Source organism: Blattabacterium cuenoti (assembly GCF_014252355.1).
Lineage (GTDB): Bacteria > Bacteroidota > Bacteroidia > Flavobacteriales > Blattabacteriaceae > Blattabacterium > Blattabacterium cuenoti_AD.
Genome location: NZ_CP059217.1, coordinates 168,165 through 191,733, shown reverse-complemented (window position 1 = coordinate 191,733; position 23,569 = coordinate 168,165). Strand labels below are relative to the sequence as shown.

The 23,569-nt window shown below is 24.3% G+C and carries 23 protein-coding genes; 16 read left to right on the top strand and 7 right to left on the bottom strand.

What is annotated here, in order from left to right:
* Nucleotides 1–25: 25 nt before the first annotated feature.
* The gene (gene metF / locus H0H38_RS00900) at nt 26–988 is read left to right on the top strand and encodes a methylenetetrahydrofolate reductase [NAD(P)H] (RefSeq protein ID WP_185872901.1); all 963 of its coding nucleotides are present in this window, start codon (nt 26–28) and stop codon (nt 986–988) included.
* On the opposite strand, the gene H0H38_RS00895 is transcribed toward metF, so the two are convergent.
* Entirely contained in the window at nt 985–1,962 is a 978-nt protein-coding gene (locus tag H0H38_RS00895) for a pyruvate dehydrogenase complex E1 component subunit beta (RefSeq protein WP_185872900.1), read from the bottom strand. The two genes, metF and H0H38_RS00895, sit on opposite strands and share 4 nt — an antisense overlap.
* Nucleotides 1,963–2,056: 94 nt before the next feature.
* On the opposite strand from H0H38_RS00895, the gene H0H38_RS00890 reads away from it, so the two are divergent.
* Nucleotides 2,057–2,740: a bifunctional nuclease family protein gene (locus H0H38_RS00890; protein WP_185872899.1), complete on the top strand. Its 684-nt coding sequence runs from the start codon at nt 2,057–2,059 to the stop codon at nt 2,738–2,740.
* An 11-nt stretch (nt 2,741–2,751) separates the two neighbouring features.
* On the opposite strand, the gene H0H38_RS00885 is transcribed toward H0H38_RS00890, so the two are convergent.
* Nucleotides 2,752–3,228: a dihydrofolate reductase gene (locus H0H38_RS00885; RefSeq protein WP_185872898.1), complete on the bottom strand. Its 477-nt coding sequence runs from the start codon at nt 3,226–3,228 to the stop codon at nt 2,752–2,754.
* A 56-nt stretch (nt 3,229–3,284) separates the two neighbouring features.
* Here H0H38_RS00885 and H0H38_RS00880 point away from each other — a divergent pair, with 56 nt between their 5' ends.
* Nucleotides 3,285–5,960: a valine--tRNA ligase gene (locus H0H38_RS00880; protein ID WP_185872897.1), complete on the top strand. Its 2,676-nt coding sequence runs from the start codon at nt 3,285–3,287 to the stop codon at nt 5,958–5,960.
* 5 nt (nt 5,961–5,965) lie between these two features.
* On the opposite strand, the gene H0H38_RS00875 is transcribed toward H0H38_RS00880, so the two are convergent.
* From H0H38_RS00875 to ndk, 3 genes are read right to left on the bottom strand one after another with little or no spacing between them, the layout of a single operon-like run.
* Nucleotides 5,966–6,754 carry a TPM domain-containing protein gene (locus tag H0H38_RS00875; RefSeq protein WP_185872896.1) on the bottom strand — a complete coding sequence of 263 codons (789 nt, stop codon included), beginning with the start codon at nt 6,752–6,754 and terminating at the stop codon, nt 5,966–5,968.
* An 11-nt stretch (nt 6,755–6,765) separates the two neighbouring features.
* A complete protein-coding gene (locus H0H38_RS00870) occupies nt 6,766–7,368 on the bottom strand; it encodes a LemA family protein (RefSeq protein WP_185872895.1) in 603 nt (200 codons plus the stop codon).
* A gap of 26 nt (nt 7,369–7,394) precedes the next feature.
* The gene (ndk, locus tag H0H38_RS00865; protein WP_185872894.1) at nt 7,395–7,817 is read right to left on the bottom strand and encodes a nucleoside-diphosphate kinase; all 423 of its coding nucleotides are present in this window, start codon (nt 7,815–7,817) and stop codon (nt 7,395–7,397) included.
* A gap of 105 nt (nt 7,818–7,922) precedes the next feature.
* On the opposite strand from ndk, the gene H0H38_RS00860 reads away from it, so the two are divergent.
* The 11 genes from H0H38_RS00860 (at nt 7,923) to rplT (ending at nt 21,113) form a co-directional block, all read left to right on the top strand.
* Nucleotides 7,923–10,397, top strand: a complete 2,475-nt coding sequence (locus tag H0H38_RS00860; protein ID WP_238785420.1) for an alpha-ketoacid dehydrogenase subunit alpha/beta — start codon at nt 7,923–7,925, stop codon at nt 10,395–10,397.
* Between the two features lie 70 nt (nt 10,398–10,467).
* A complete protein-coding gene (locus H0H38_RS00855; protein WP_185872893.1) occupies nt 10,468–11,526 on the top strand; it encodes a branched-chain amino acid aminotransferase in 1,059 nt (352 codons plus the stop codon).
* Between the two features lie 11 nt (nt 11,527–11,537).
* The gene (argS, locus tag H0H38_RS00850; protein ID WP_185872892.1) at nt 11,538–13,331 is read left to right on the top strand and encodes an arginine--tRNA ligase; all 1,794 of its coding nucleotides are present in this window, start codon (nt 11,538–11,540) and stop codon (nt 13,329–13,331) included.
* A gap of 7 nt (nt 13,332–13,338) precedes the next feature.
* Entirely contained in the window at nt 13,339–14,682 is a 1,344-nt protein-coding gene (gene ffh / locus H0H38_RS00845) for a signal recognition particle protein (protein ID WP_185872891.1), read from the top strand.
* Between the two features lie 111 nt (nt 14,683–14,793).
* Entirely contained in the window at nt 14,794–16,368 is a 1,575-nt protein-coding gene (locus H0H38_RS00840) for a glycerol-3-phosphate dehydrogenase/oxidase (RefSeq protein ID WP_394798862.1), read from the top strand.
* A gap of 44 nt (nt 16,369–16,412) precedes the next feature.
* Nucleotides 16,413–17,924 (top strand): glycerol kinase GlpK, encoded by a 1,512-nt coding sequence (glpK, locus tag H0H38_RS00835; RefSeq protein WP_185872890.1) that lies wholly within the window; start codon nt 16,413–16,415, stop codon nt 17,922–17,924.
* Nucleotides 17,925–17,948: 24 nt separating this feature from the next.
* The gene (locus H0H38_RS00830; protein WP_185872889.1) at nt 17,949–18,689 is read left to right on the top strand and encodes an MIP/aquaporin family protein; all 741 of its coding nucleotides are present in this window, start codon (nt 17,949–17,951) and stop codon (nt 18,687–18,689) included.
* 54 nt (nt 18,690–18,743) lie between these two features.
* Nucleotides 18,744–20,000 carry a threonine--tRNA ligase gene (gene thrS / locus H0H38_RS00825; protein ID WP_185872888.1) on the top strand — a complete coding sequence of 419 codons (1,257 nt, stop codon included), beginning with the start codon at nt 18,744–18,746 and terminating at the stop codon, nt 19,998–20,000.
* 98 nt (nt 20,001–20,098) lie between these two features.
* Entirely contained in the window at nt 20,099–20,569 is a 471-nt protein-coding gene (gene infC, locus H0H38_RS00820) for a translation initiation factor IF-3 (RefSeq protein ID WP_238785419.1), read from the top strand.
* Nucleotides 20,570–20,573: 4 nt separating this feature from the next.
* Nucleotides 20,574–20,762: a 50S ribosomal protein L35 gene (gene rpmI / locus H0H38_RS00815; protein WP_185872887.1), complete on the top strand. Its 189-nt coding sequence runs from the start codon at nt 20,574–20,576 to the stop codon at nt 20,760–20,762.
* A 6-nt stretch (nt 20,763–20,768) separates the two neighbouring features.
* The gene (gene rplT, locus H0H38_RS00810; RefSeq protein ID WP_185872886.1) at nt 20,769–21,113 is read left to right on the top strand and encodes a 50S ribosomal protein L20; all 345 of its coding nucleotides are present in this window, start codon (nt 20,769–20,771) and stop codon (nt 21,111–21,113) included.
* Between the two features lie 4 nt (nt 21,114–21,117).
* On the opposite strand, the gene def is transcribed toward rplT, so the two are convergent.
* Both def and ruvX read right to left on the bottom strand, forming a co-directional pair.
* The gene (gene def / locus H0H38_RS00805; RefSeq protein ID WP_185872885.1) at nt 21,118–21,630 is read right to left on the bottom strand and encodes a peptide deformylase; all 513 of its coding nucleotides are present in this window, start codon (nt 21,628–21,630) and stop codon (nt 21,118–21,120) included.
* An 8-nt stretch (nt 21,631–21,638) separates the two neighbouring features.
* Entirely contained in the window at nt 21,639–22,061 is a 423-nt protein-coding gene (gene ruvX / locus H0H38_RS00800; protein ID WP_317168654.1) for a Holliday junction resolvase RuvX, read from the bottom strand.
* 61 nt (nt 22,062–22,122) lie between these two features.
* On the opposite strand from ruvX, the gene H0H38_RS00795 reads away from it, so the two are divergent.
* A complete protein-coding gene (locus H0H38_RS00795) occupies nt 22,123–22,956 on the top strand; it encodes a 2,3,4,5-tetrahydropyridine-2,6-dicarboxylate N-succinyltransferase (RefSeq protein ID WP_185872884.1) in 834 nt (277 codons plus the stop codon).
* Between the two features lie 23 nt (nt 22,957–22,979).
* Entirely contained in the window at nt 22,980–23,552 is a 573-nt protein-coding gene (locus H0H38_RS00790) for an L-threonylcarbamoyladenylate synthase (RefSeq protein ID WP_185872883.1), read from the top strand.
* The last annotated feature ends 17 nt before the right edge of the window (nt 23,553–23,569 follow it).

Here is a 23,569-nt window from a genome sequence, read left to right as displayed (position 1 = left end):
ATAAAACAAAATATTTTTTAGATGAATGAAAGTTACGGATCATATTAATTATACAAAAAAAACTTTGTTTTCGTTTGAAATTCTTCCTCCTTTAAGAGGACATGATATTAAAGATATTTTTTATACTTTAGATCCTTTAATGGAATTTAATCCTCCTTTTATTGATGTTACATATCATCGTGCAGAATGTGTTTATATAGAAACAGACAATGGGTTGTTGCAAAGAAAAAGTATTTCAAAACGTCCAGGTACTGTTGGAATTTGTTCAGCTATTATGAATAGATATGGAATAGATGCTGTTCCACATCTTATTTGTGGAGGATTTAATAAGCAAATGACAGAAAATGCTTTAATAGATTTAAATTTTTTAGGAATAGATAATGTACTTGTACTGAGAGGAGATCCTTTAAAATATGAAAATGTGTTTCTTCCAAAAAATAATGGACATAAATATGCTTCTAATTTAGTAAAACAAGTACAGAATTTAAATTCTGGAATATATTTATATAAACATTGTAAAAAAGAAAAATCAGGTTCTGTATTTGATTTTTGTATTGGTGTTGCTGGTTATCCAGAAAAACATTTTGAGGCTCCAAATATGGAAAGTGATTTATTTTTTTTGAAAAAAAAAGTGGACTATGGAGCTAGTTATATTGTAACTCAAATGTTTTTTGATAATAAAAAATTTTTTACTTTTGTAAAAAAATGTAGAGAAGTTGGGATTACTGTTCCTATTATTCCTGGAATAAAACCAATTTCTTCAAAAAATCAGCTTAACCTTCTTCCTTCTAAATTTTATATTAATATACCAAATGAATTAGTAAAAGAAATTGAAAAAGCAAAAAATAAAACAACTGTTGTTCAGATAGGAGTTGATTGGGCTATTCAACAATCTAAAGAGTTAAAAAATTATGGTGTTAAATTGATTCATTATTATACAATGGATAAACCAGAAAATATTTATCAAATAATTAAAGCAATTTATTAGATATATAAAGATTTTTTAATATAATTGATAATTTTTTTTTCGTTTGGAAACCAATCTGATATTAAATGAGACGAATAAGGAGATGGAGTATCTAATGTAGTAATTTTGTAAATTGGGGCATCTAAATAGTCAAAAGCATTTTTTTGTATAAAATATGTAATTTCAGATCCAATGGATGAAAATGGCCAAGATTCTTCCAATATGACTAATCGATTTGTTTTTTTGACTGATAATAATATAGAATTATAATCTAATGGACGAATAGTTCTAAGATCTAATACTTCTACACTAATATTTTCTTTTTCTAATTTGTTAGCAATATTCATTGATAATTTCATTAATTTTCCAAAAGATACTAAACTTATATCTGTCCCTATTTTTTTAATATCAGAGATACCAATAGGTATAAGATATTCTTTATCTGGAATCATCATTTTATCACTATACATTTGTTCAGATTCCATAAAAATAACTGGATTATTATCTCTAATTGCAGATTTTAATAATCCTTTAGCATCATATGGATTACAAGGAATAACAACTTTAAGACCAGGACAACTAGCGTACCAACTTTCAAAAGATTGAGAATGAGTTGCACCTAATTGGCCAGCAAATCCTGTAGGACCTCTAAATACAATAGGAATATTCCATTGCCCTCCACTCATATAATGTATTTTAGCTGCATTATTAATAATTTGATCCATTGCTACTAAAGAAAAGTTAAAAGTCATAAATTCAATAATTGGTCTACATCCATTCATAGCAGAACCTATTCCTATTCCTGAAAATCCCAATTCTGAAATAGGTGTATCAATTACTCTTTTTGATCCAAATTCTTTTAGTAATCCTTTAGAAGCTTTATATGCCCCGTTATATTGAGCGACTTCTTCTCCCATTAAATATACAGATTTATCTCTTCTCATTTCTTCACTCATTGCTTCTGCTATTACTTCACGAAAAGTTTTTTCTTTCATATTTTTAATTTTTTATATTATTTTTTAGAATGTATATTGTAATTTTTTATTGTATGAAAATTCTTATAATAAATCATTATTATAACATTAACATATGACACAATTAATCAGATTATCTGTAAAAGGGATCTCATTAAGTCAAATTCAATCTGGTATATATGTTTTATTTTTAGAGGAAGAATCTGGAAAAATGAAATTGCCTATTTTGATAGAGGGAATGCAAGCACAATCTATTGCATTTGCTTTAGGGCATTTTGAAAATGATAAGAAACATATTAATATTTCATCTATATATAGATCATTTACACATGATTTATTTATTCCTTTTACAAAAGCATTTTTTATTAATTTAAAATCAGTTGTTATTTATAAATTATTAAATGGTATATTTTTTTCATATATAGTATTTGAAAAATATAAAAATAAACAACATGATGTAAATAAAAAAGTAAATGATGATAACGATCATATATGTCACAAAATTGATTCCAAAACCTCTGATGCTGTAGCTTTAGCTATTCGATTTAAAGCCCCAATTTATACTACTAAAGAAATATTTGATAAAGCAGGTATTTATGTAGATAACGGATTTACTGATAATGAATATGCTGAAAGTATTATTGAAAATTCGATTCCTATTATTTTCAAAAAAGAAAAAAATCAACAAAATTTAGAAAATATGACAGATAAAGATTTACATTTACTTCTTAATCAAGCAGTAATAAATGAATATTATGAATTAGCAGCTAAAATTAAAAAGGAATTAGATAAAAGATAATAATGTATTAATTATATTTTTTTATATTGAATAAAACTGTAATCAATAGAATGTAATTTATCTTTTTTATAAAATGTATCTTTTATTTTTTTCCATTGTTTTAAGTTAATTTTTGGGAATTTTGTATCTCCAATAAAATTTTTGTGAATTAATGTTAATTCTAATACATCAGCAATATTTATTGTCTGTTTATAAACTTCTCCACCACCTATAATAAATATTTTTTGATATTTTAATTTAAAAATTTGTTGAATACTAGAAATTATTTTAATATTTTTTAATGTTTTTTTTTGTCTTGTTAAGACAATATTTTGTCTATATGGGAGTATTTTCCCAATAGATTCAAAAGTTTTTCTCCCCATTATAATAGTTTCTCCAATAGTCATTTGTTTAAAACGTTTTAAATCCATAGGTAAATTCCACATTAATTTATTTTTATTACCAATAAATCCGTTTTTAGAAATAGCAGATACAATAATTATTTTCATAAAAAAATTTTTTTAGTTATATTTTAAAAATTTACTTTAGGTCTTGTAATCTAATTATGGATATTTCAATGAAATTTGATCCAAATTCTTTAGAAAAAAGAATTTACAGTTTTTGGATAAAAAATGGATATTTTGATTCTTATCCATCATATAAAAATTCAAAAAATAAACAAAGACCTTATGCTATGATTATGCCCCCACCTAATGTAACTGGTGATTTACATATAGGTCATTTTTTAAATGTTAGTATACAAGATATTTTGATAAGACATGCAAGGATGAAGGGTTATAATACTTGTTGGGTCCCAGGAACAGATCATGCTTCAATTGCAACAGAATATAAAGTAGTTAACAAATTAAAAAATAATGGATTATCAAAAAAATTATTAGGAAGAAAAAAATTTTTATCTCATGTTATTGATTGGTCTATAAAACATAAAAATATTATTTCCAATCAATTAAAACTAATTGGGTGTTCTTGTGATTGGAAAAGAATGCAATTTACTATGGATAATAAGTTATCTCAATCTGTACAAAAAATTTTTATAGATTTATATCAAAAAGGATATATATATAGAGGCTATAATGTAGTAAATTGGGATACTGAAGCTAGGACCACAATATCTGATGAAGAAGTCTTTTATAAAGATCAACAATCAAAACTTTATCACATAAAGTATAAAATTAAAGGAGAAAATAATTTTATTAATATTGCAACTACTCGACCTGAAACTATCTTTGGAGATTCAGCAATAGGATTTCATCCGAAAGATGAACGTTTTTATCATATAAATAATAAAAATGTAATTATTCCTATAGTAAATAGAGTTATTCCAATTATACAAGATTATTCTGTTAATTCTAATTTTGGAACAGGTTGTTTAAAGATTACTCCAGCTCATGATATGAAAGATAAAATTATTGCTGATAAACATGCATTGGATATTATTAATATTTTTGAGGAAGATGGGTCTTTAAATGATAAATGTTTACATTATAAAGGATTAGATAGGTTTAAGGCTAGAGAAAAAATTGTTAAAGAATTGTATAAATATAATATGATTGTTTATGAACAAGAAATTAATCATAAAATAGGATTCTCAGAAAGAACAAAATCAATTGTAGAAAAAAAACTTTCTATTCAATGGTTTTTAAAAATGAAAGAATTATCTATTTCAGCAATAAATGCAGTAAAAAATGGTCAAATACAATTTTTGCCAAAACAAATTACAAAATTATATTTTAAATGGATGAATAATATTCATGATTGGAATATATCTAGACAACTTTGGTGGGGACATAGACTTCCTGTCTATTATTATGGAAATTCTTTTAATGATTTTGTAGTTGCTAATAATTTAGATAATGCTCTAGAATTAGCAAAAATAAAATCTAATAATTTTTTTTTAAAGAAAGATTCTATTTGGCAAGAAAAAGATGTATTAGATACCTGGTTTTCTTCTTGGATTCTTCCTATATCTGCATTTAATGGTATTTTAAATCCAAATAATAAAGAAATAAATTATTATTTTCCTACTGAAAGTTTGGTAACAGGTTCAGATATATTATTTTTTTGGGTAGCCCGTATGATTATTGCGAGTTATTTATTTAAAAAAAATAAACCATTTAAAACAGTTTATTTCACAGGTATAATACGAGATTCTAAAAATAAAAAAATATCAAAATCTTTAAATAATTTTCCAGATTCTTTAAAATTAATTAATAAATATGGAGCAGATGCAGTTAGAATGGGTCTTATTTTAAAATCAAGTTTTGGAAAAGATTTTCATTTTGATGAAAAAATATGTTTACAAGGAAGAAATTTTGCCAATAAAATATGGAATGCATTTCGTTTAATTAAAAGTTGGAAAATTCAAGAAAATAATGATGTTCCTGAAGCATCTAAAATAGGATTTTTATGGTTTTATAATAGTTTTTATAGATTTTTGGAACAATTTGATAACAAATTTAATAAATATCAGCTTAATGAAGCTTTGATGCTTTTATATAAAATCATTTGGAATGATTTTTGTTCTATTTATCTTGAAATTATAAAACCAAATGATCAAACTAATTATATATCTAAAGAAGAATATAGTAATACTATAATGTGGTTTGAACTTTTATTAAAGTTATTACACCCTTATATGCCATTTATAACAGAAGAAATTTGGAATTTTTTAAAACCACGAACAGTGAAAGAAGCTTTGATAATTTCTTCCTGGCCAAATAAAAGTGTTTATGATAAAAAATTATTATATGTATTTGATAAATTGTTTAAATTAATTTCAAAGATTAGAGATATTAAAAATATGGCTAATATATCTAATAAAAATAATCTGAGTTTATTTTATAATAATAAAAATGATGAAGAAAAATATTATTCATTAGTATTAAAATTAGCCAATTTATCTAAAATTCAACATATATCATATAGGCCTAAAAATAGTAAATTATTTTCATTTTGTTTAGAAAAAACAAATTTTTTTTTACATTCTATAGAACCAGATATATCTTCTAATTTAGAAAAATTAACCAATTTACAAATTACCAAAATTGAAAATAAAATATTGTATTTAAAAAATTTTTTATTAATGATACAAGAAAATCTTTCAAATAAAAAATATATTCAATCCGTTCCTAAACAAGTTTTGTATAAAGAGAAAAAAAAAGAAAAAGATATAATCAATCAAATACATTATTTTAATGAGTATTTAAAAAATTATAAATAATTAATTTACCAATTTATTTCTGATCCACCTCCACCAAAATTTCCTCCTCCTTCTTCTCCTTCTCCAAATCCATCAAAATTATCTTCTTTTTCATATTTTGATTTTATTTGTTTTTTGAAAAAAAAAGGTTCTAAAAATAATTCTAATAACAAAGGATTACAAAACATATTCGTAAATTGTTGTGATTTTCTACAAAAAAATAATAATAATAATATACTTAGAAATATATATCTATACCATGTGTTAGTATAATAATGGTGTTGATGATGTTTATTAGTCAATTTATTATTGTATTTGTATTGTTTATTTTTTAAAATTTGATTAATATCATCAATAATTATATTTAGAGATTTAAAATATAATTTTTTTACTAAAAAAGGTCGAATTTTGTCTAATATTTTTCTTGTTAAGAAATCAGTAATATATGGTTCTATTCTATATCCATTTTGTATTGATATTTTATTTTCTTTAATAGATAAAAGAATTATTATTCCATTATTTTTTTTTCCTATTTTCCATTTATTTCCCCATTTAGCAGCTAGTAAATTTAAATCTTCACCATAAGAATTATTTATTATAGCAATTAATATTTCAGTAGAATATTGTTTATAATATTTAAGAAGTTTATTATTTAATTGATTGATTTGATCGATATTTAAAATTCCTTCATAATCATTAATAGGATATATTGTATCTGGAGGATTAGGAATTTTAAATATTTGTACGCCATTAACAATAATCATATTAAAAAATATAAATAATAAAACAATAATTTTTATAAAGTATTTATTCATTATGTATAATTTTAATTATAAAAATTTATAATAGGTGTTGTTTCTGATCCCATTTGAGATTTGAAATATCCTTTTTCTTTAAATTGATAAAATAAATTTGCAACAAAATTTTTTGGAAATGAATTTCTATAAGAATTAAATTGATTTACTTCTTCATTAAATTGATTTCTTTCTACATTTATCCTGTTTTCGGTTCCTTCTAATTGATTTTGTAATTCGTAAAAATTTCTTGTTGATTTTAAATTGGGATATTGTTCTATTATTATTAATAATTTATTGATACTTTTATTTATTTGTTCTTGTTCTTGTTGATATTTATTGATTTGATATTGATTTAAATCTTTTGTATTAATATTTGATGAAATAGCTCTGGATCTAGATTCAACAATTTTTAAAAGAGTTTCTTTTTCAAATTCTCCAGACCCTTTGACTATATTTACTAAATTAGGAATAAGATCTAATCTTCTTTGATAAACTGTTTCAACTTGACTCCATTGTGTTCTAATATTTTCATTTAATTTAACAAGATTATTATATGTTATTGTACTCCATATGCTTATTATTACTATAAAAATTACTATAGAAAAAATGAATGTTATAAAAAATTTTTTCATTTTTAATTAATTTTTTTGAATTTAATTTACTTGAAAAAAATTTCTTGATCAGAAAAATAAAATGGATATTCTTTATAAACATTTTCATTTTTATCTGATCCATGAATAGCATTTCTTTCTAATGATTGTGCATATAATTTACGTATAGTTCCATTTTCTGCATAAAGTGGATTTTTATTTCCCATTAAAATTCTAAAATCTTTTACTGCGTTTTCTTTTTTTAATATTATAGGAACTATTGGCCCAGAAGACATGAATGTAATTAACGACTCAAAATAACAATAATTTTTATGTTCTTGATAAAATTTTTTTGCTATTTGTTGAGAAATTTGCATCATTTTCATTGCTATTATTTGAAATCCAGATCTTTCAATTTTAAATAAAATAGAAATTGTATATCCATTTTGAACTGCATCTGGTTTAATTACGGAAAATGTTATATTATTCATTAATTAATGGATCATTTTATTATCTTGTTGCTTAAATATAAATAACAAAATATTATTAGTTATAATTAAAATACAAAGTTTTATACTAAACAATTAGTATTCATTATGATAATGAATAAAAAAATTATTAAATATTATTTTTCAAATAGTTCTTTTGAACTATTTCAACAAGTTATTTTAAATGATTATAAAATAGCTAGAATTAGTAGAGAAACAAGTATTTTAGGACGAAAAGAAGTTCTAAATGGAAAAGCTAAATTTGGAATTTTTGGAGATGGAAAAGAGATTCCTCAATTAGTGATGGCAAAAAGTTTTGAAAATGGAGATTTTCGTTCTGGATATTATAGAGATCAAACCTTTATGATAGCTATTGGTGCTTTAACTATACATAATTTTTTCTCTCAGTTATATGCTAATTCTGATTTGAAATTTGAACCAATTTCTTCCGGAAGAATGATGTCATCACATTTTGGAACAAGATTATTAAAAGAGGATGGAATATGGCATAATTTAATGAATAGAAAAAATTCTAGTGCTGATGTTTCTTCAATTGCATCTCAAATGCCTAGATTATTAGGATTAGCACAAGCTTCTAAAATTTATAAAGATTTAAAAATTTTACACACAACACATAAAAAATTTTCTAATGGAGGAAATGAGGTAGCATTTGGAACAATTGGTAATGCTGGAATTTCTGAAGGATTATTTTGGGAAACAATTAATTCGGCATCTGTACTTCAAATTCCAATTATACTTTCTATATGGGATGATGAATATGGAATATCCGTTCCTAACAAATATCAATTTTCAAAAAAATATCTAAGTGATCTTTTATATGGATTTAAAAGAAATAAACAAGGAAAAGGATTAGAAATATTTCGTGTTAGTGGATATAATTATATGGATTTGATAAAAACATATAGTAATGCTAATAAAATAGCTCGTCATGAACATGTTCCAGTAATTATTCATGTTACTGATTTGACTCAGCCGCAAGGACATTCAACATCTTCTTCACATGAACGATATAAATCTAAAGAACGTTTACAATGGGAAATAAAAAATGATGGAATAAAAAAATTTCGTGATTGGATTTTAAATCTTCAATTTGAAACAGAATCAGGTCAATTTAAAAATATATCTGATGTTCAGACTTTAGATAAAATTGATTTAGAATCCAAAAGATATGTTAAACAAGAACAAGAAAAAGCTTGGATGCAATTTAAATATCCAATAGAAAAATTTAGGGATGAAGCCATTGAACAGTTATATAAATTAAAATTTGAATATCCTTTTAATATAACATCACCAATTAAAATGAATATCAAAAAAATGGAAAAATTAGATATGAATCATAATGTATATACAAAAAAATCTATATTTCAAATAATACGTAATTCTATATATTGTTTGCCGGATAAACAATCTCATCAAAAAAAATGTTTTTTAAATTGGTATAAAAAAACAATAAACCAAGAACAACATAATTATTCATCTAATTTATATAGTATTTCTAAAAAGTCTTCTTCTAAGATCAAAGAAGTTTTGCCTATTTACAATAATACGATTAATACAAAAGATAATAATCTGGTAGTAGAGGAGGTAGATGGAAGAATTTTGCTTAGAGATAATTTTGATAAATTATTAGAAATGTATCCAGAATTATTAATTTTTGGAGAAGATGTTGGAAAAATAGGGGATGTTAATCAAGGATTAGAAGGATTGCAAAAAAAATATGGAAAAACTCGTATTTTTGATACTGGAATACGTGAAGCTACTATTTTAGGCCAAGGTATTGGTTTAGCAATGAGAGGCCTTCGTCCTATAGTCGAAATACAATATTTAGATTATATCTTATATGCATTACAGATTATGAGTGATGATCTTGCTAGTTTGCAATATAGAACAAAAGGTGGACAAAAATCTCCAGTTATTATTCGTACTAGAGGACATCGATTAGAAGGTATTTGGCATTCTGGATCTCCTATGGGTGGAATTATTAATTATTTAAGAGGTATTTTGATTTTGGTTCCAAGAAATATGTTAAAAGCAGCTGGATTTTATAATTTATTGATCACTAGTGATGATCCAGCTTTAGTAATTGAATGCTTAAATGGTTATAGATTAAAAGAAAAATTACCAATTAATTTAGGTGAATTTAAAACTCCTATAGGAATTGTGGATAAAACAAGAATTGGATCAGACATTACTATTGTTACTTATGGATCTACCTGGAGAATTGTTCAAGAAGCATCAGATGAGTTATATAAAATGAATATACATACAGAAGTTATTGATGTTCAATCATTGTTACCTTTTGATATTAGACAAGATATAATAAAAAGTTTAAAAAAAACTAATAGATTGTTGATTGTAGATGAAGATGTGCCAGGTGGAGCATCTGCTTATATTTTACAAAAAATAATAGAAGAACAAAAAGGATATTATTATTTAGATAGTCCTCCTATGACTTTAACAGCAAAAGAACATAGACCACCTTATGGATCAGATGGAGATTATTTTTCCAAACCATCTGTTGATGATATTGTAGAAAAAGTATTTCAAATTATTCATGAATAAAAATTTTTACTACATTAAAAATATATTAAATAATTTTATTTTTGTTTTAATTATAAAGATTGATTATTTCATGAAAATAAAAAGGATTTCTAAAACTAGAATCAATAATATAAATCAAGATAATATGTCTTTTGGAAATTATTATTCAGATCACATGTTTTATGCTGAATGTAAAAATGGAAGATGGATAAATTCTGTTATTAAACCATTTGATAATATAATATTATCTCCAATATCTCTAGTATTTCATTATGGTCAAGCAGTTTTTGAAGGAATGAAAGCTTTTAAAGATAAAGATGAAAATGTATTTTTATTTCGTCCAAAAGCAAATTTTCAAAGAATGAATAGATCTGCTCAACGTTTAGAAATGCCAATGATTCCAGAATATATTTTCATCAATGGATTAGAAAGATTAATAGATATAGATAGAAAATGGATACCAAAAAATTATGGTCAATCTTTATATATACGACCTGTTTTTATTGCCGTAGATGGTATTTTATCTGCAAAACCTGCTAAGAATTATATATTTATGATTATTTCCACTCCTGTAGGATCTTATTATCAACATCCTTTAAAAATAAAAATAGAAGAACAATATAGTCGTTCTGCATCAGGAGGTGTTGGATTTGCGAAAGCAGCAGGTAATTATGCATCATCTTTTTATCCAACTAGGTTAGCAAAAGAAGAAGGATTTGATCAACTTTTATGGACGGATTCATCTACTCATACAAAAATAGAGGAATCTGGCACTATGAATGTATGTTTTTTAATAAAAAATAAACTTATAACTCCAAAATTTAATGATAATATATTAAAAGGAATTACTTGTACTAGTATTATTGATTTAGCGAAAAAAGAAGGAGTAGAAGTTCAAGAAAGGGATTTAAGTATATCAGAAGTAATATATGGATTAAAAAAAGGAATTGTACAAGAAGCTTTTGGATGTGGGACTGCGGTTGTAATCAACTATTTTCAAATGATTGGCTATAAAAACCAAAAATTTTGTTTACCAAAAATTCCAGATAACAATAGATTATCTATATGTTTAAAGAAAAAATTATTGGATATACAGCATAATTTATCTGATGATCCATTTGACTGGAGATTTAAATTAAAACAATTCTAATATATATTTTCATGAATGATGATTTTAAATCTGTAGAAGAATTAACTAAGCAAGGAATATGTGTTTTATATGGTAGTACAAAATATTGTAATAAATTATATTTTCAATATTCATTAAAAAAATCTTTTGGAGATATATCTATTATTTTATATCCTTTATCTAAATTATTAAAATATTCAGTAGAAACAATTGGAAACAATATTGGTAATTATGTAAAGACAAAATTAAAAGGCAAAGTAAATTTTTCTGTTTTACAAGGATTCTTAAATTTTTTCCTAGGAGATGATTATTATTTTTTATTATTAAAACAAATGTTGAATGATAAATTTTATAATTTTCAAATTTCTTCTAAAACCATTATGGTTGAATATTCATCTCCTAATACAAATAAACCTCTTCATATAGGCCATATAAGAAATAGTTTAATAGGGGAATCTATTTCAAAAATACTAAAAAAAGTAGGTTATAATGTTAAAAAAGTTCAAATAATTAACGATAGAGGCATACACATCAGTAAATCAATGGCAGCATGGATAAAATTTGGTAATAATCAAACACCAACTACAATGAAAATTAAAGGAGATCATTTTGTAGGAAAATATTATCGTTTATTTGAAACAATAAATTGTGTAAATGGGATAAAATATTTAAATGATGATAATAATAAACCAACTAAAAAATATAGTTATTCTTATATGATGAACTTAGCAAGATCATTGCTAAAAAAATGGGAGGATGGAGATGATAAAATAATGAAAATTTGGAAAATGATGAATGGATGGGTTTATTATGGATTTCAAGAAACATACAAAAAGTTAGGAATTAATTTTGATCATATAGAATATGAAAGTAAAATTTATAATTTTGGGAAAAAAATAGTTAAAGAAGGAGTTAAAAATGGAGTTTTTATAAAAAAACAAGATGGTTCTATTTGGATTGATTTAACAAAAGATGGATTTGATAAAAAATTGTTATTACGAGCTGATCAAACTTCTGTATATATAACACAAGATATAGGTACTGCAATAAATAGATTTAAAATATATAACTTAGATAAGTTAATTTATATTGTTGGAAAAGAACAAGAATATCATTTTCAAATTTTATTTAAAATTTTAAATAAATTAGGATATACATGGGTCAATAAATTAATTCATCTATCTTATGAAATGGTAGTATTACCAGAAGGGAAAATGAAATCAAGAATAGGCAATGTAATAGAAGCAGATAAATTTATTTCAGAAATGATTTCTTTTTCTAAAAATTCTTGTTTGAAAAGAATAAATTCAAAAAAAATGAATAAACAAGAAAAAATAAAATATTTTGAAGTACTAGGATTAGGTGCTATTAAATATTATTTTCTTCAAATAGATCCTAAAAAAAAAATCATTTTTAATCCTGAACAATCTATAGATTTTAAAGGGAAAACAGCACTTTATATTCAATATACATATTCTAGAATTCGTTCTATAGAAAAAAAATTTTTTGATTATTGTTTTTTGACAAAAAATGAAAATTTATTAAATGTAAAATTGGATATTTATGAAAAAAATATGATAAAATTAATGTATCAATATCCTGTTAGATTAATAAAATCAGCAAAAGAATTAAATCCATCTATATTAGCAAATTATGTTTATAATGTAGCTAAACTTTTTAATAATTTTTATCAAACTAAAAAAATACTTAATCCATCAAATATACCATATAGCAATATGTGTATAAATATTATTTATGTTGCAGGAAATATTTTGAAATATATAATGAATTTATTAGGAATAGAAGTTATTGATTATATAATATAATATATTTATGTTTGAATATTTACAAAAAAAATTAGATAAAGCGTTACATATTTTAAAGGGAAATAGTAAACTTACGGAAGTTAATATTGCAGAAACATTGAAAGACATACGTATAGCTCTTATAGATGCAGATGTACATCATAAAATAGCTAAAGAATTCGTTAATAAAGTCAAAGAAAAATCTATTGGTCACAAAGTATTATCATCTTTACATCCAAGTCAACTTATAATAAAACTTATTTATGATGAATTAGTTGTGCTTATGGGGAATAAAAATAGAGAAATTTCTTTTTCAAAAACAAAAAACAAACCAACTGTAATTTTAACTTGTGGATTACAAGGATGTGGTAAAACTTCATTTTCTGCAAAATTAGCTTTTTATTTAAAGAATAAAAAATATAAAAATCCATTATTAGTAGCTGCAGATACTCATCGGGCAGCAGCAGTTGATCAATTAGAAATATTAGCAAAAAAAATTAATATTCCAATTTTTAAGGAAAAAAATAATTCAGTAGATATTGTTAAAAACTCAATTATTTATTCTATTAATCATCAATTTGATGTGATTATTATTGATACAGCAGGTAGATTAGCTGTTGATAAAATTATGATGGATGAAATTAAACAAATTCATCAATGTTCTAATCCAGATGAAACCTTGTTTATTGTAGATTCGATGACTGGACAAGATGCAATAAATACGACAAAATCTTTTTATAAAGTTTTAAATTTTGATGGTATTGTAATAACAAAATTAGATGGAGATAGTAAAGGTGGTGTAGCTATTACAATATCTAGTATTGTTGGTAAACCGATTAAATTTATTAGTAATGGAGAAAAGCCAAATGATCTAGAACTGTTTTATCCAGAAAGAATAGCAAATAGAATTTTAGGAATGGGGGATATAGTTTCTTTAGTGGAAAAAGTTCAAGAACAATTTGATGAGGAAAAAACAAAAAAAATTTATAAAAAAATTTCTAGTAATCGTTTTGATTTTGAAGATTTATTTAATCAAATACAAAAAATAAAAAAAATAGGAAACATTAAAAATATTATATCAATGTTACCTGGAATGGAAATGTTTTTGAAAAATCAAAAATCAAAACAAAATTCATTTAAAGAAATAGAATCTATGATATTATCTATGACTATTTATGAAAGACGGAATCCAAAAATATTAAATGATATAAGTAGAAAAAAAAGAATAGCTATGGGATCTGGAATAAATATAGTTGACTTAGATAAGTTTATAAAACAATTCGAAAAAATCAATAAAATTATGAAAAATATTAATGCTAATTCTAGTCATCAACAAATAATAAAAAATTTTTTATCAAAAATGATGGAATGATCAAATAAATTTTATTTATTTTTAATTTTGTTCGTCTTATTTTGTTTTAATAATAAAAATTGATTTCCAAAAATAGCAAACATGGAATGATATGAATATGAAGAGTAATCCATGATGAAAGATGTTTTTTTAGATAGAAATAGATTATTAAATGTTTTAAAGAATATAAAAATTTGGGATATTATTATTATTGGTGGTGGTGCGACTGGATTAGGTATTGCTTTAGATTCAGCGTCTAGAGGATATAAAACACTTCTTTTAGAACAATCTGATTTTTCTAAAGGAACTTCTAGTAGAAGTACAAAATTAATACATGGAGGAATACGATATTTAGCTCAGGGAAATATAAAGTTAGTTTATGAAGCATTAAAAGAAAGAGGATATCTATTAAAAAATGCACCTCATTTAATTAAAAAACAAAGATTTGTTATTCCTATTTTTAATTGGAAAATGGGATGTGTTTATTGGATAGGGTTAAAAACATATGAATGGTTATCTGGAACATTAAGTTTTGGCAAATCAAAATTTTTATCCAAAACAGAAACATTAAATCTATTTCCTGAAATTAAGGAAGATAATTTGAAAGGAGGTATTTTATATTATGATGGCCAATTTGATGATTCTATGTTTGCTATTAATTTAGCAAATACATGTGTTAAAAAAGGGGGAATTACTCTAAATTATTTTAAAGTTAAGAACTTAATTAAAAATGGAAATAAAATATCTGGAGTAATAGCTAATGATTTGGAAAATCAACAAGAATACTGTATATACTCAAAAATAGTTATAAATGCAACAGGAGTATTTTCAGAATCTATTACTAGAATGGATAATTTTTCTTTACCTTTTGTGATAAAACCTAGTCAAGGTACACATATTGTAATAGATAAATCATTTTTTAGTAGTTCAGATGCCATTGTTATACCAAAAACATCTGATGGAAGAATCCTTTTTAGTATTCCATGGTATGATCATGTTTTAATAGGAACAACAGATACTTTTTTGGATAATATTCTTTTAGAACCAAAACCTTTAGAACAGGAAATTAACTTTATTTTACAAACTTTTGAAAAATATTTTATTAATGTTCCTAAAAAACATAATATATTAAGTGTATTTTCTGGTTTACGTCCTCTTGCAGTTTCTAATAAATTATCTAATTTTATTACTACTAAAAATATTTCTAGGTCTCATAAAATTATAATTAGTCCTTCTGGATTAATCACAATTATAGGTGGAAAATGGACAACTTATAGAAAAATGGCTGAAGATGTTGTAAATAAAGCAATTAAAATAGGAAATTTGAAATATATTCCTTCTTCAACTAAAACAATTAAAATACATAAATCTGTTTCTTCATATAAAATCGCTCCATATACAAATGGATATATAATACAAAAATTAATTAAAGAAAATCCTGTATGGGGGGAACCATTGATTAATAAATTTCCTTATTATTTCATTAAAGCAGAAGTAATATGGATGGTCCGATATGAAATGGCTAGAACTATTGAAGATGTTTTAGCCAGAAGATACCGGTTGTTATTTCTAAACGCTAAAAAAGCAATAGAATTAGCTCCAATAATTGCATCATTAATGGCTAAAGAACTTTCAAAAGATAAACAATGGGAACAATTACAAGTAACTAATTTTAAAAAATTAGCAATGCAATATTATTATCCATAAATATAATGTTTTTATGACAAAATTATTCCTTAATTGTTTGTTATATGCGTATGAAACAATATGTACTATCACTAGATCAGGGAACTACTAGTTCTAGAGCAATTATTTTTGATAAAAGTGGAAATATTATTTCTATTGCTCAAAGAGAATTTACTCAAATTTATCCATATCCTGGATGGGTAGAACATAATGCAGAAGAAATATGGTCAACTCAAGCTTCAGTAGCATTAGAAGCAATTTTAAAAGCAAATTTAGAAGGAGAAAATATTGCATCAATAGGAATTACCAATCAAAGAGAAACAACTGTTATATGGGATAAAACAACAGGAGAACCGATATTTAATGCTATAGTTTGGCAAGATAGAAGAACGTCTAATTATTGTGATCAAATAAAAAAGGATGGATTAACTGAAATGATTAGAAATAAAACAGGTCTTATTATAGATCCATATTTTTCTGCTACTAAAATAAAATGGATATTAGATAATATTCCAGGAGCTAGAAACAAAGCCGATTCTGGGTCATTAGCTTTTGGAACTATAGATTCTTGGTTGATTTGGAATTTAACAGGAAAAGTAATTCATGTTACTGATGTTACAAATGCATCTAGAACTATGCTTTTTAATATTAATACTCTCAATTGGGATCAAGATTTAATTAATTTATTTGACATTCCAAAAAATATGCTTCCTCAAGTTAAATCTTCAAGTGAAATTTTTGGATATACAACAGGGCATATTCTATCTCATAAAATTCCTATATCTGGAATTGCTGGAGATCAACAATCAGCACTGTTTGGACATATGTGTACTAAAATAGGAATGGTTAAAAATACTTATGGTACAGGTTGTTTTATGTTAATGAATGTAGGAGATAAACCAGTTTTTTCACAAAACAATTTAATTACAACTATTGCATGGCAAATTAAGGACAAAGTTCAATATGCTTTGGAAGGAAGTGTTTTTATCGCTGGTGCTATTATACAATGGTTACGAGATGGATTAGGATTGCTTTCATCTTCTAATGAAGCTGAAATACTTGCTTCTTCTGTAGAAGATACTGAAGGTATGTATATGGTTCCAGCATTTTCTGGATTAGGTGCGCCTTATTGGGATCAACAAGCAAGAGGAACTATTGTAGGAATAACTAGAGGAACATCTTCTGCACATTTTGTACGTGCAGCATTAGAAAGTATAGCATTTCAAAATATGGATGTTCTTAAAGCAATGGAAGCGGATTCAGGAATTTCTATTAAAGAAATTCGTGTTGATGGAGGAGCTACTGTAAATAAATTATTAATGCAGTTTCAATCTGATATACTAAATGTTAGAGTTGTTAAATCAAAAATATCTGAATTAACTGCAGCAGGTGCTGCTTATTTAGCTGGATTAGCAGTCAATTATTGGAGTAGTTTAAAAGATATTCAAAATCAATGGCAATTAGAACGTATTTTTAAACCAAAAGAAATGTCTAGTAGATTAGAAAGAATACAAGGATGGAAAAGAGCAGTTAAAACAACTCGTTCATGGTCTTCTGGAAAAAATTTTTTTTATTAATTTGTAATAAAATAATATGTTGCAATGAATAACATACTTTCTGAAATTATAGGAACCATGATTTTGGTTTTTTTAGGTAATGGAGTGGTTGCTAATGTTCTTCTATCTAAAACTAAAGGAAATGATAAATATAGAGGATGGTTAATGATTACAATTGGTTGGTCATTAGCCGTTTTTATGAGTTCTTTAGTTTCTTATCCATATAGTGGATCTCATTTAAATCCTTCAGTAACAATAAGTTTAGCATTAGTAGGAAAATTTCAGTGGAACTTAGTTCCACGTTATATTATTTCTCAATTTATTGGATCGATGTTAGGTGCATTTATGGTATGGATATTATATAGAAATCATTTTTTAGAAACTGATAATCAAGAATGTAAATTATCTGTTTTTTCTACAATTCCTGCCATAAGGAATTTTTTTTATAATTTATTGAGCGAATTTTTAACTAGTTTTATATTTATATTTTTAATTTTACATTTAACAGATGAATCTGGTTCTATTGATCATACAAATCCTGATTTAGTATGGTATTTAAAATCTTTTTCTGCATCGATAATTGTTTTAGGAATTGGGTTATCTTTAGGTGGCCCGACAGGTTATGCTATTAACCCTGCTCGTGATTTAGGATCGAGAATTGTATATTCATTGATTTCAATTAATGATAAAGTAAAAAGTAGTAATTGGAATTATGCAATTATTCCTATATTAGGATCTATTTTTGGAAGTATTTTTGCTTCAATGTTTTATTTATTATTATCATAAATTTTTATTTATGATACATATGATTAAAAAAAACGTAACTTTTACTATCTTTTTATGAATAAATCTTCGATATCGATCGATCCATTATTAATTGATCATAAAAAAATAGGAAAAAAATTAAAACTTTTTATATTTTCTAATAATGTTGGACAAGGGTTACCAATGTGGTTACCAAAAGGAGTAATTTTAAGAAAAAATCTAGAAAATTTTTTATCTAAAATTCAACAAAAATTTGGTTATGAAATGATTATCACACCGCATATTGGAAGTAAAAAATTATATATTACAAGTGGACATTGGAGTAAATATGGACAAGATAGTTTTCAGCCTATTAAAACACCTGATAAAAATGAGGAATTTATTATTAAACCAATGAATTGTCCTCATCATTGCGAAGTATATAAATATCAACAATGGTCTTATAAAGATTTACCTAAACGTTTCGCAGAATTTGGAACAGTTTATCGTTATGAACAAAGTGGAGAACTTCAAGGATTAACAAGAACAAGGTGTTTTACACAAGATGATGCGCATATATTTTGTACAGAAAATCAATTATTTGAAGAATTTCAAAAAGTTATTGATTTAATTTTAAATATGTTTAAATATTTAGAATTTTCTAAGTATACAGTTAGAATCTCTCTTAGAGATCCTAAGAAAAAAAATTATTATCTTGGAACAGAACAAAATTGGAATAAAGCAGAAAAATATATTTTAGAAATAGTTAAAGCTAAAAAACTAGATTTTATTACTCATTATGGAGAGGCAGCTTTTTATGGTCCAAAATTAGATTTTCTCGTTCAGGATTCTTTAAATAGAAATTGGCAACTTGGAACTATTCAAATCGATTATAATTTACCAGAAAGATTTAATTTATGTTATATTGGAAAAAATAATGATAAATGTCGTCCAGTAATGATTCATCGTGCTCCATTTGGTTCAATAGAACGTGTTTTATCCATTATAATAGAACATACACAAGGAAATTTTCCATTATGGTTATCTCCAGATCAAGTAGTCATTATTCCTATAAGTGAGAAATATATTATTTATGCAAAAAAAATTTTAAATTTAATGTTAAATTTAAACATTCGTGTTTTTATTGATACAAGAAACGAAAAAATGGACAAAAAAATTAGAGATTCAGAAGAAAATAAAATACCATATATGATTATTTTAGGAAATAAAGAAGAAAAAAATAAAATGTTATCTTTGCGTCGTCATGGAATAGGTGCTTTAGGAGTATTTTCTATAGATAACGGAATAAATATTATTTTTAAAGAAACTAATAAAATTACAAAGCTATTATAAAAAAAAAATTTTCAAGACTAAATAAAAGAAAAAGAATATCTCGATCATTAACTCAAAAAAAAGAACTTCATAAGATTAATAAGAATATTAATGCTGTTATGATTCGTTTAGTAGGGGAATATTCTGAACAAAATGGAATTCTTTCCAAAGAAGTAGCTATTCAATTAGCGACTGATAAAGGTTTAGATTTAGTGGAAATTAATCCAAAAGCAAATCCTCCAGTATGTAAAATACTGGATTATAAAAAATTTCTTTATGAGCAAAAGAAAAAAAAGAAAAAATTTAAATCAAAACAAGTGAAAGTCAACACTAAAGAAATAAGATTTGGGCCTCAAATTGGAGATCATGATGGTAAAGTAAAAATAAAAAGTGCTGAAAAATTTTTAATGCGTGGAGATAAAGTAAAAGTCTTTGTATTTTTCAAAGGTAGATCTATTGTATATAAAAATCAAGGAAAAACAAAACTTTTAAAATTTGCGGAAGAAATTGAAGAATATGGAAAAGTTGAACAAATGCCAGTTATGGAAGGCAAAAGGATGTATATGATCTTAGCTCCAAAAAAAATGTAATTTTATGCCAAAATTAAAAACTAAATCTGGTTCTAAAAAAAGATTTAAAAGAACATCCAATGGATTGATCAAAAAAAAACACTCTTGTAAAAATCATCTGCTTACAAAAAAATCTAAAAAAAGAAAAAGACAATTAAGAAAATTTTCTATTTTAAAACATTCTGATTTTAAAAAGGTAAACAAACAATTTTAATTTATTATGCCAAGATCTACTAATGCTGTTTCTTCTAAGAAAAGGAGAAAAAAAATATTGAAATTAGCCAAAGGCTTTTATGGATCAAGAAATAGAGTTTATACAGTTGCTAAAAATGCAGTAGAAAAATCTTTAGTTTATGCTTTTCATGGCAGAAAAAGAAAAAAAAGATTCTTTAGATCCATTTGGATTCAACGAATTAACGCTGGAATTCGTTTATATGGGTTATCATATTCAAAATTTATAAAAAAATTGGCTGAAAAAAATATAAAAGTAAATAGAAAATTTTTATCAGATTTAGCTATGAATGACCAAAATTCTTTTAAAGAAATAGTAGATAAAATTTTGTAATCATTTATTTTATAAAATTAGATAATTTATTTACTATTATTTGTTTTTTTTTAATAGATAAATAATCTATAAAAAGTTTACCCTCAATATGATCATATTCATGTTGAATAACTCTTGCAAAGAGTCCATTTAAAATTTTTTTCTTTTTATTCCAGTTTTTATTATAATATTCTATTATAATTTCAGATTTCCTTTTTACGCATTCTACAATTCCTGGAATACTTAAACATCCTTCTTTAAAGTTATATTTTTTACCTTTTAATTTAATTATTTTTGCATTAATAAAAACTTCTGAATAATAATGTATTATATTATTATTTAATAATGGAATTTTCACTATAAAAAGACGAATATTTTTACCAATTTGAGGAGCAGCTAATCCTATACCTTTTACTTCTATTATTGTTTCAAACATATTTTTGACTAAATTATCAATTTCTAATCTAGAAGAAATATCTATTTCTATACATTTTGTTCTTAAAATAGGATTTCCATAAAACACGAGAGGTAAAATCATAATTTTAATTATTTTTTCATTTTAGAAAGATAAGACTGTAAAATAATAGTAGCACTAATTTGATGTAAAATATCTTGTTTTTTATTATGTTTATTTTTAAATCCTAAATCTTTCATAGCTTGAAAAGCTATTTTAGATGTAAATCGTTCATCTACCCTTTCTATCATAATATTTGGATATTTGGTTAAAAATTTAAATATAAATTTTTGAATAAGTTTTTCTATGGAAAAAATTTTATTCTTTAAAGTTTTAGGTAATCCTATAACAATGATTTCTATTTGATTTTTTGTCATTAAAGTATCTAAAAATGTCATTAAATTTTTTGTTAAAACCGAGTTAATGCCAAAAGCAAATATTTGTTTAGAATCTGTTATTGATACGCCTGTAATTACTTTTCCATAATCTATTCCTAATATCTTTTTTATTATCATGAAAAATTTATTTTTTTTTGCTATATTTCATTGTTTCATTTCATTGTTACTATGAAATACTATGAAAATAAATGTAGATAAAATAAAATTGAAAATTGAAACTGCTTGGAATGCTAATGAAGAAAATTGCAAAACCAATTGTAATATACAAGATACTGTTATGTATATTATAAAAAAAATGGATGAAGGATGCATTAGAGTTTCATATTTTTCTGATGGTAAATGGAAAGTTAATGAATGGCTTAAAAAAGCAATTCTTATGTTTTTTTCAATGAGGGAAATAAATGTTATAGAAGTAGGCCCATTAGAATTTTATGATAAAATTCCTATAAAAAATAAATTTAAAGAAAAAGGAGTGAGAGTTGTTCCCCCTGCTGTTGCTCGTTATGGATCATTTATTTCTCCTGGAGTAACTTTAATGCCTTCTTATGTTAATATAGGGGCTTATATAGGAGAAGATACTATGATAGATACTTGGGCAACAGTTGGTAGTTGTGCACAAATAGGTAATCGTGTACATATAAGTGGTGGTGTTGGAATTGGAGGAGTTTTAGAACCAATACAATCCAATCCTGTTATTATAGAAGATGATGTATTTATTGGGTCTAGATGTATTTTGGTAGAAGGAGTGCTTATTGAAAAAGAAGCGGTTTTAGGAGCAAATGTAGTATTAACTTCATCTACAAAAATTTTCGATGTTACTAGAGAAATAGCAATTGAAATGAAAGGATTTATACCTAAATCATCTGTTGTTATTCCTGGTACATATCCAAAAAAATTTCCTTCTGGAATATATCATGTTCCATGTGCATTAATTATAGGCAAAAGAAAAGAGAGCACAAACAAAAAAACTTCTTTAAATGAAGTATTAAGACAACATCGTTTATCTTTTTAATTTTTTTACATTACAAACAAGCCATGTCATTTATAAATGAAATAGAACAAAGTGTAAAAATATTAAATCAAGGAAAATGTTTACTATATCCTACCGATACAGTATGGGGGTTAGGGTGCGATCCATTTAATATACAAGCAGTGAAAAAAATATATAAAATAAAAAATAGAAAGTTATTTAAACCTATGATTATTTTAGTAGAAAATATTAATCGTGTACATGATTTAGTGAAATTTATTCCTAATCAATTAATGAAATTATTAGAACAAAATACAAATAAGCCCATGACTATAATATATGAAAATCCTAGACAAATAATTTCTAACTGTATTTTTATAAAACAAGATAAAACTTTAGCAATACGTATAACTATGGATCCATTTTGTTATCACTTAATTAAAAATTTAAATAAACCATTAATATCTACTTCTGCAAATTTATCTGGGGATCCAACTCCAAAATCTTTTTCTGAAATTCATCCATCTATATTAAATAACATTGATTATGCTGTAAATTTTCGTAGACAAGAAAAATATATGTATAATGAATCTTCTATTATAAAATTGGTTTCTAATAAAATAACAATATTACGTTAATAACTTATATAAATAAC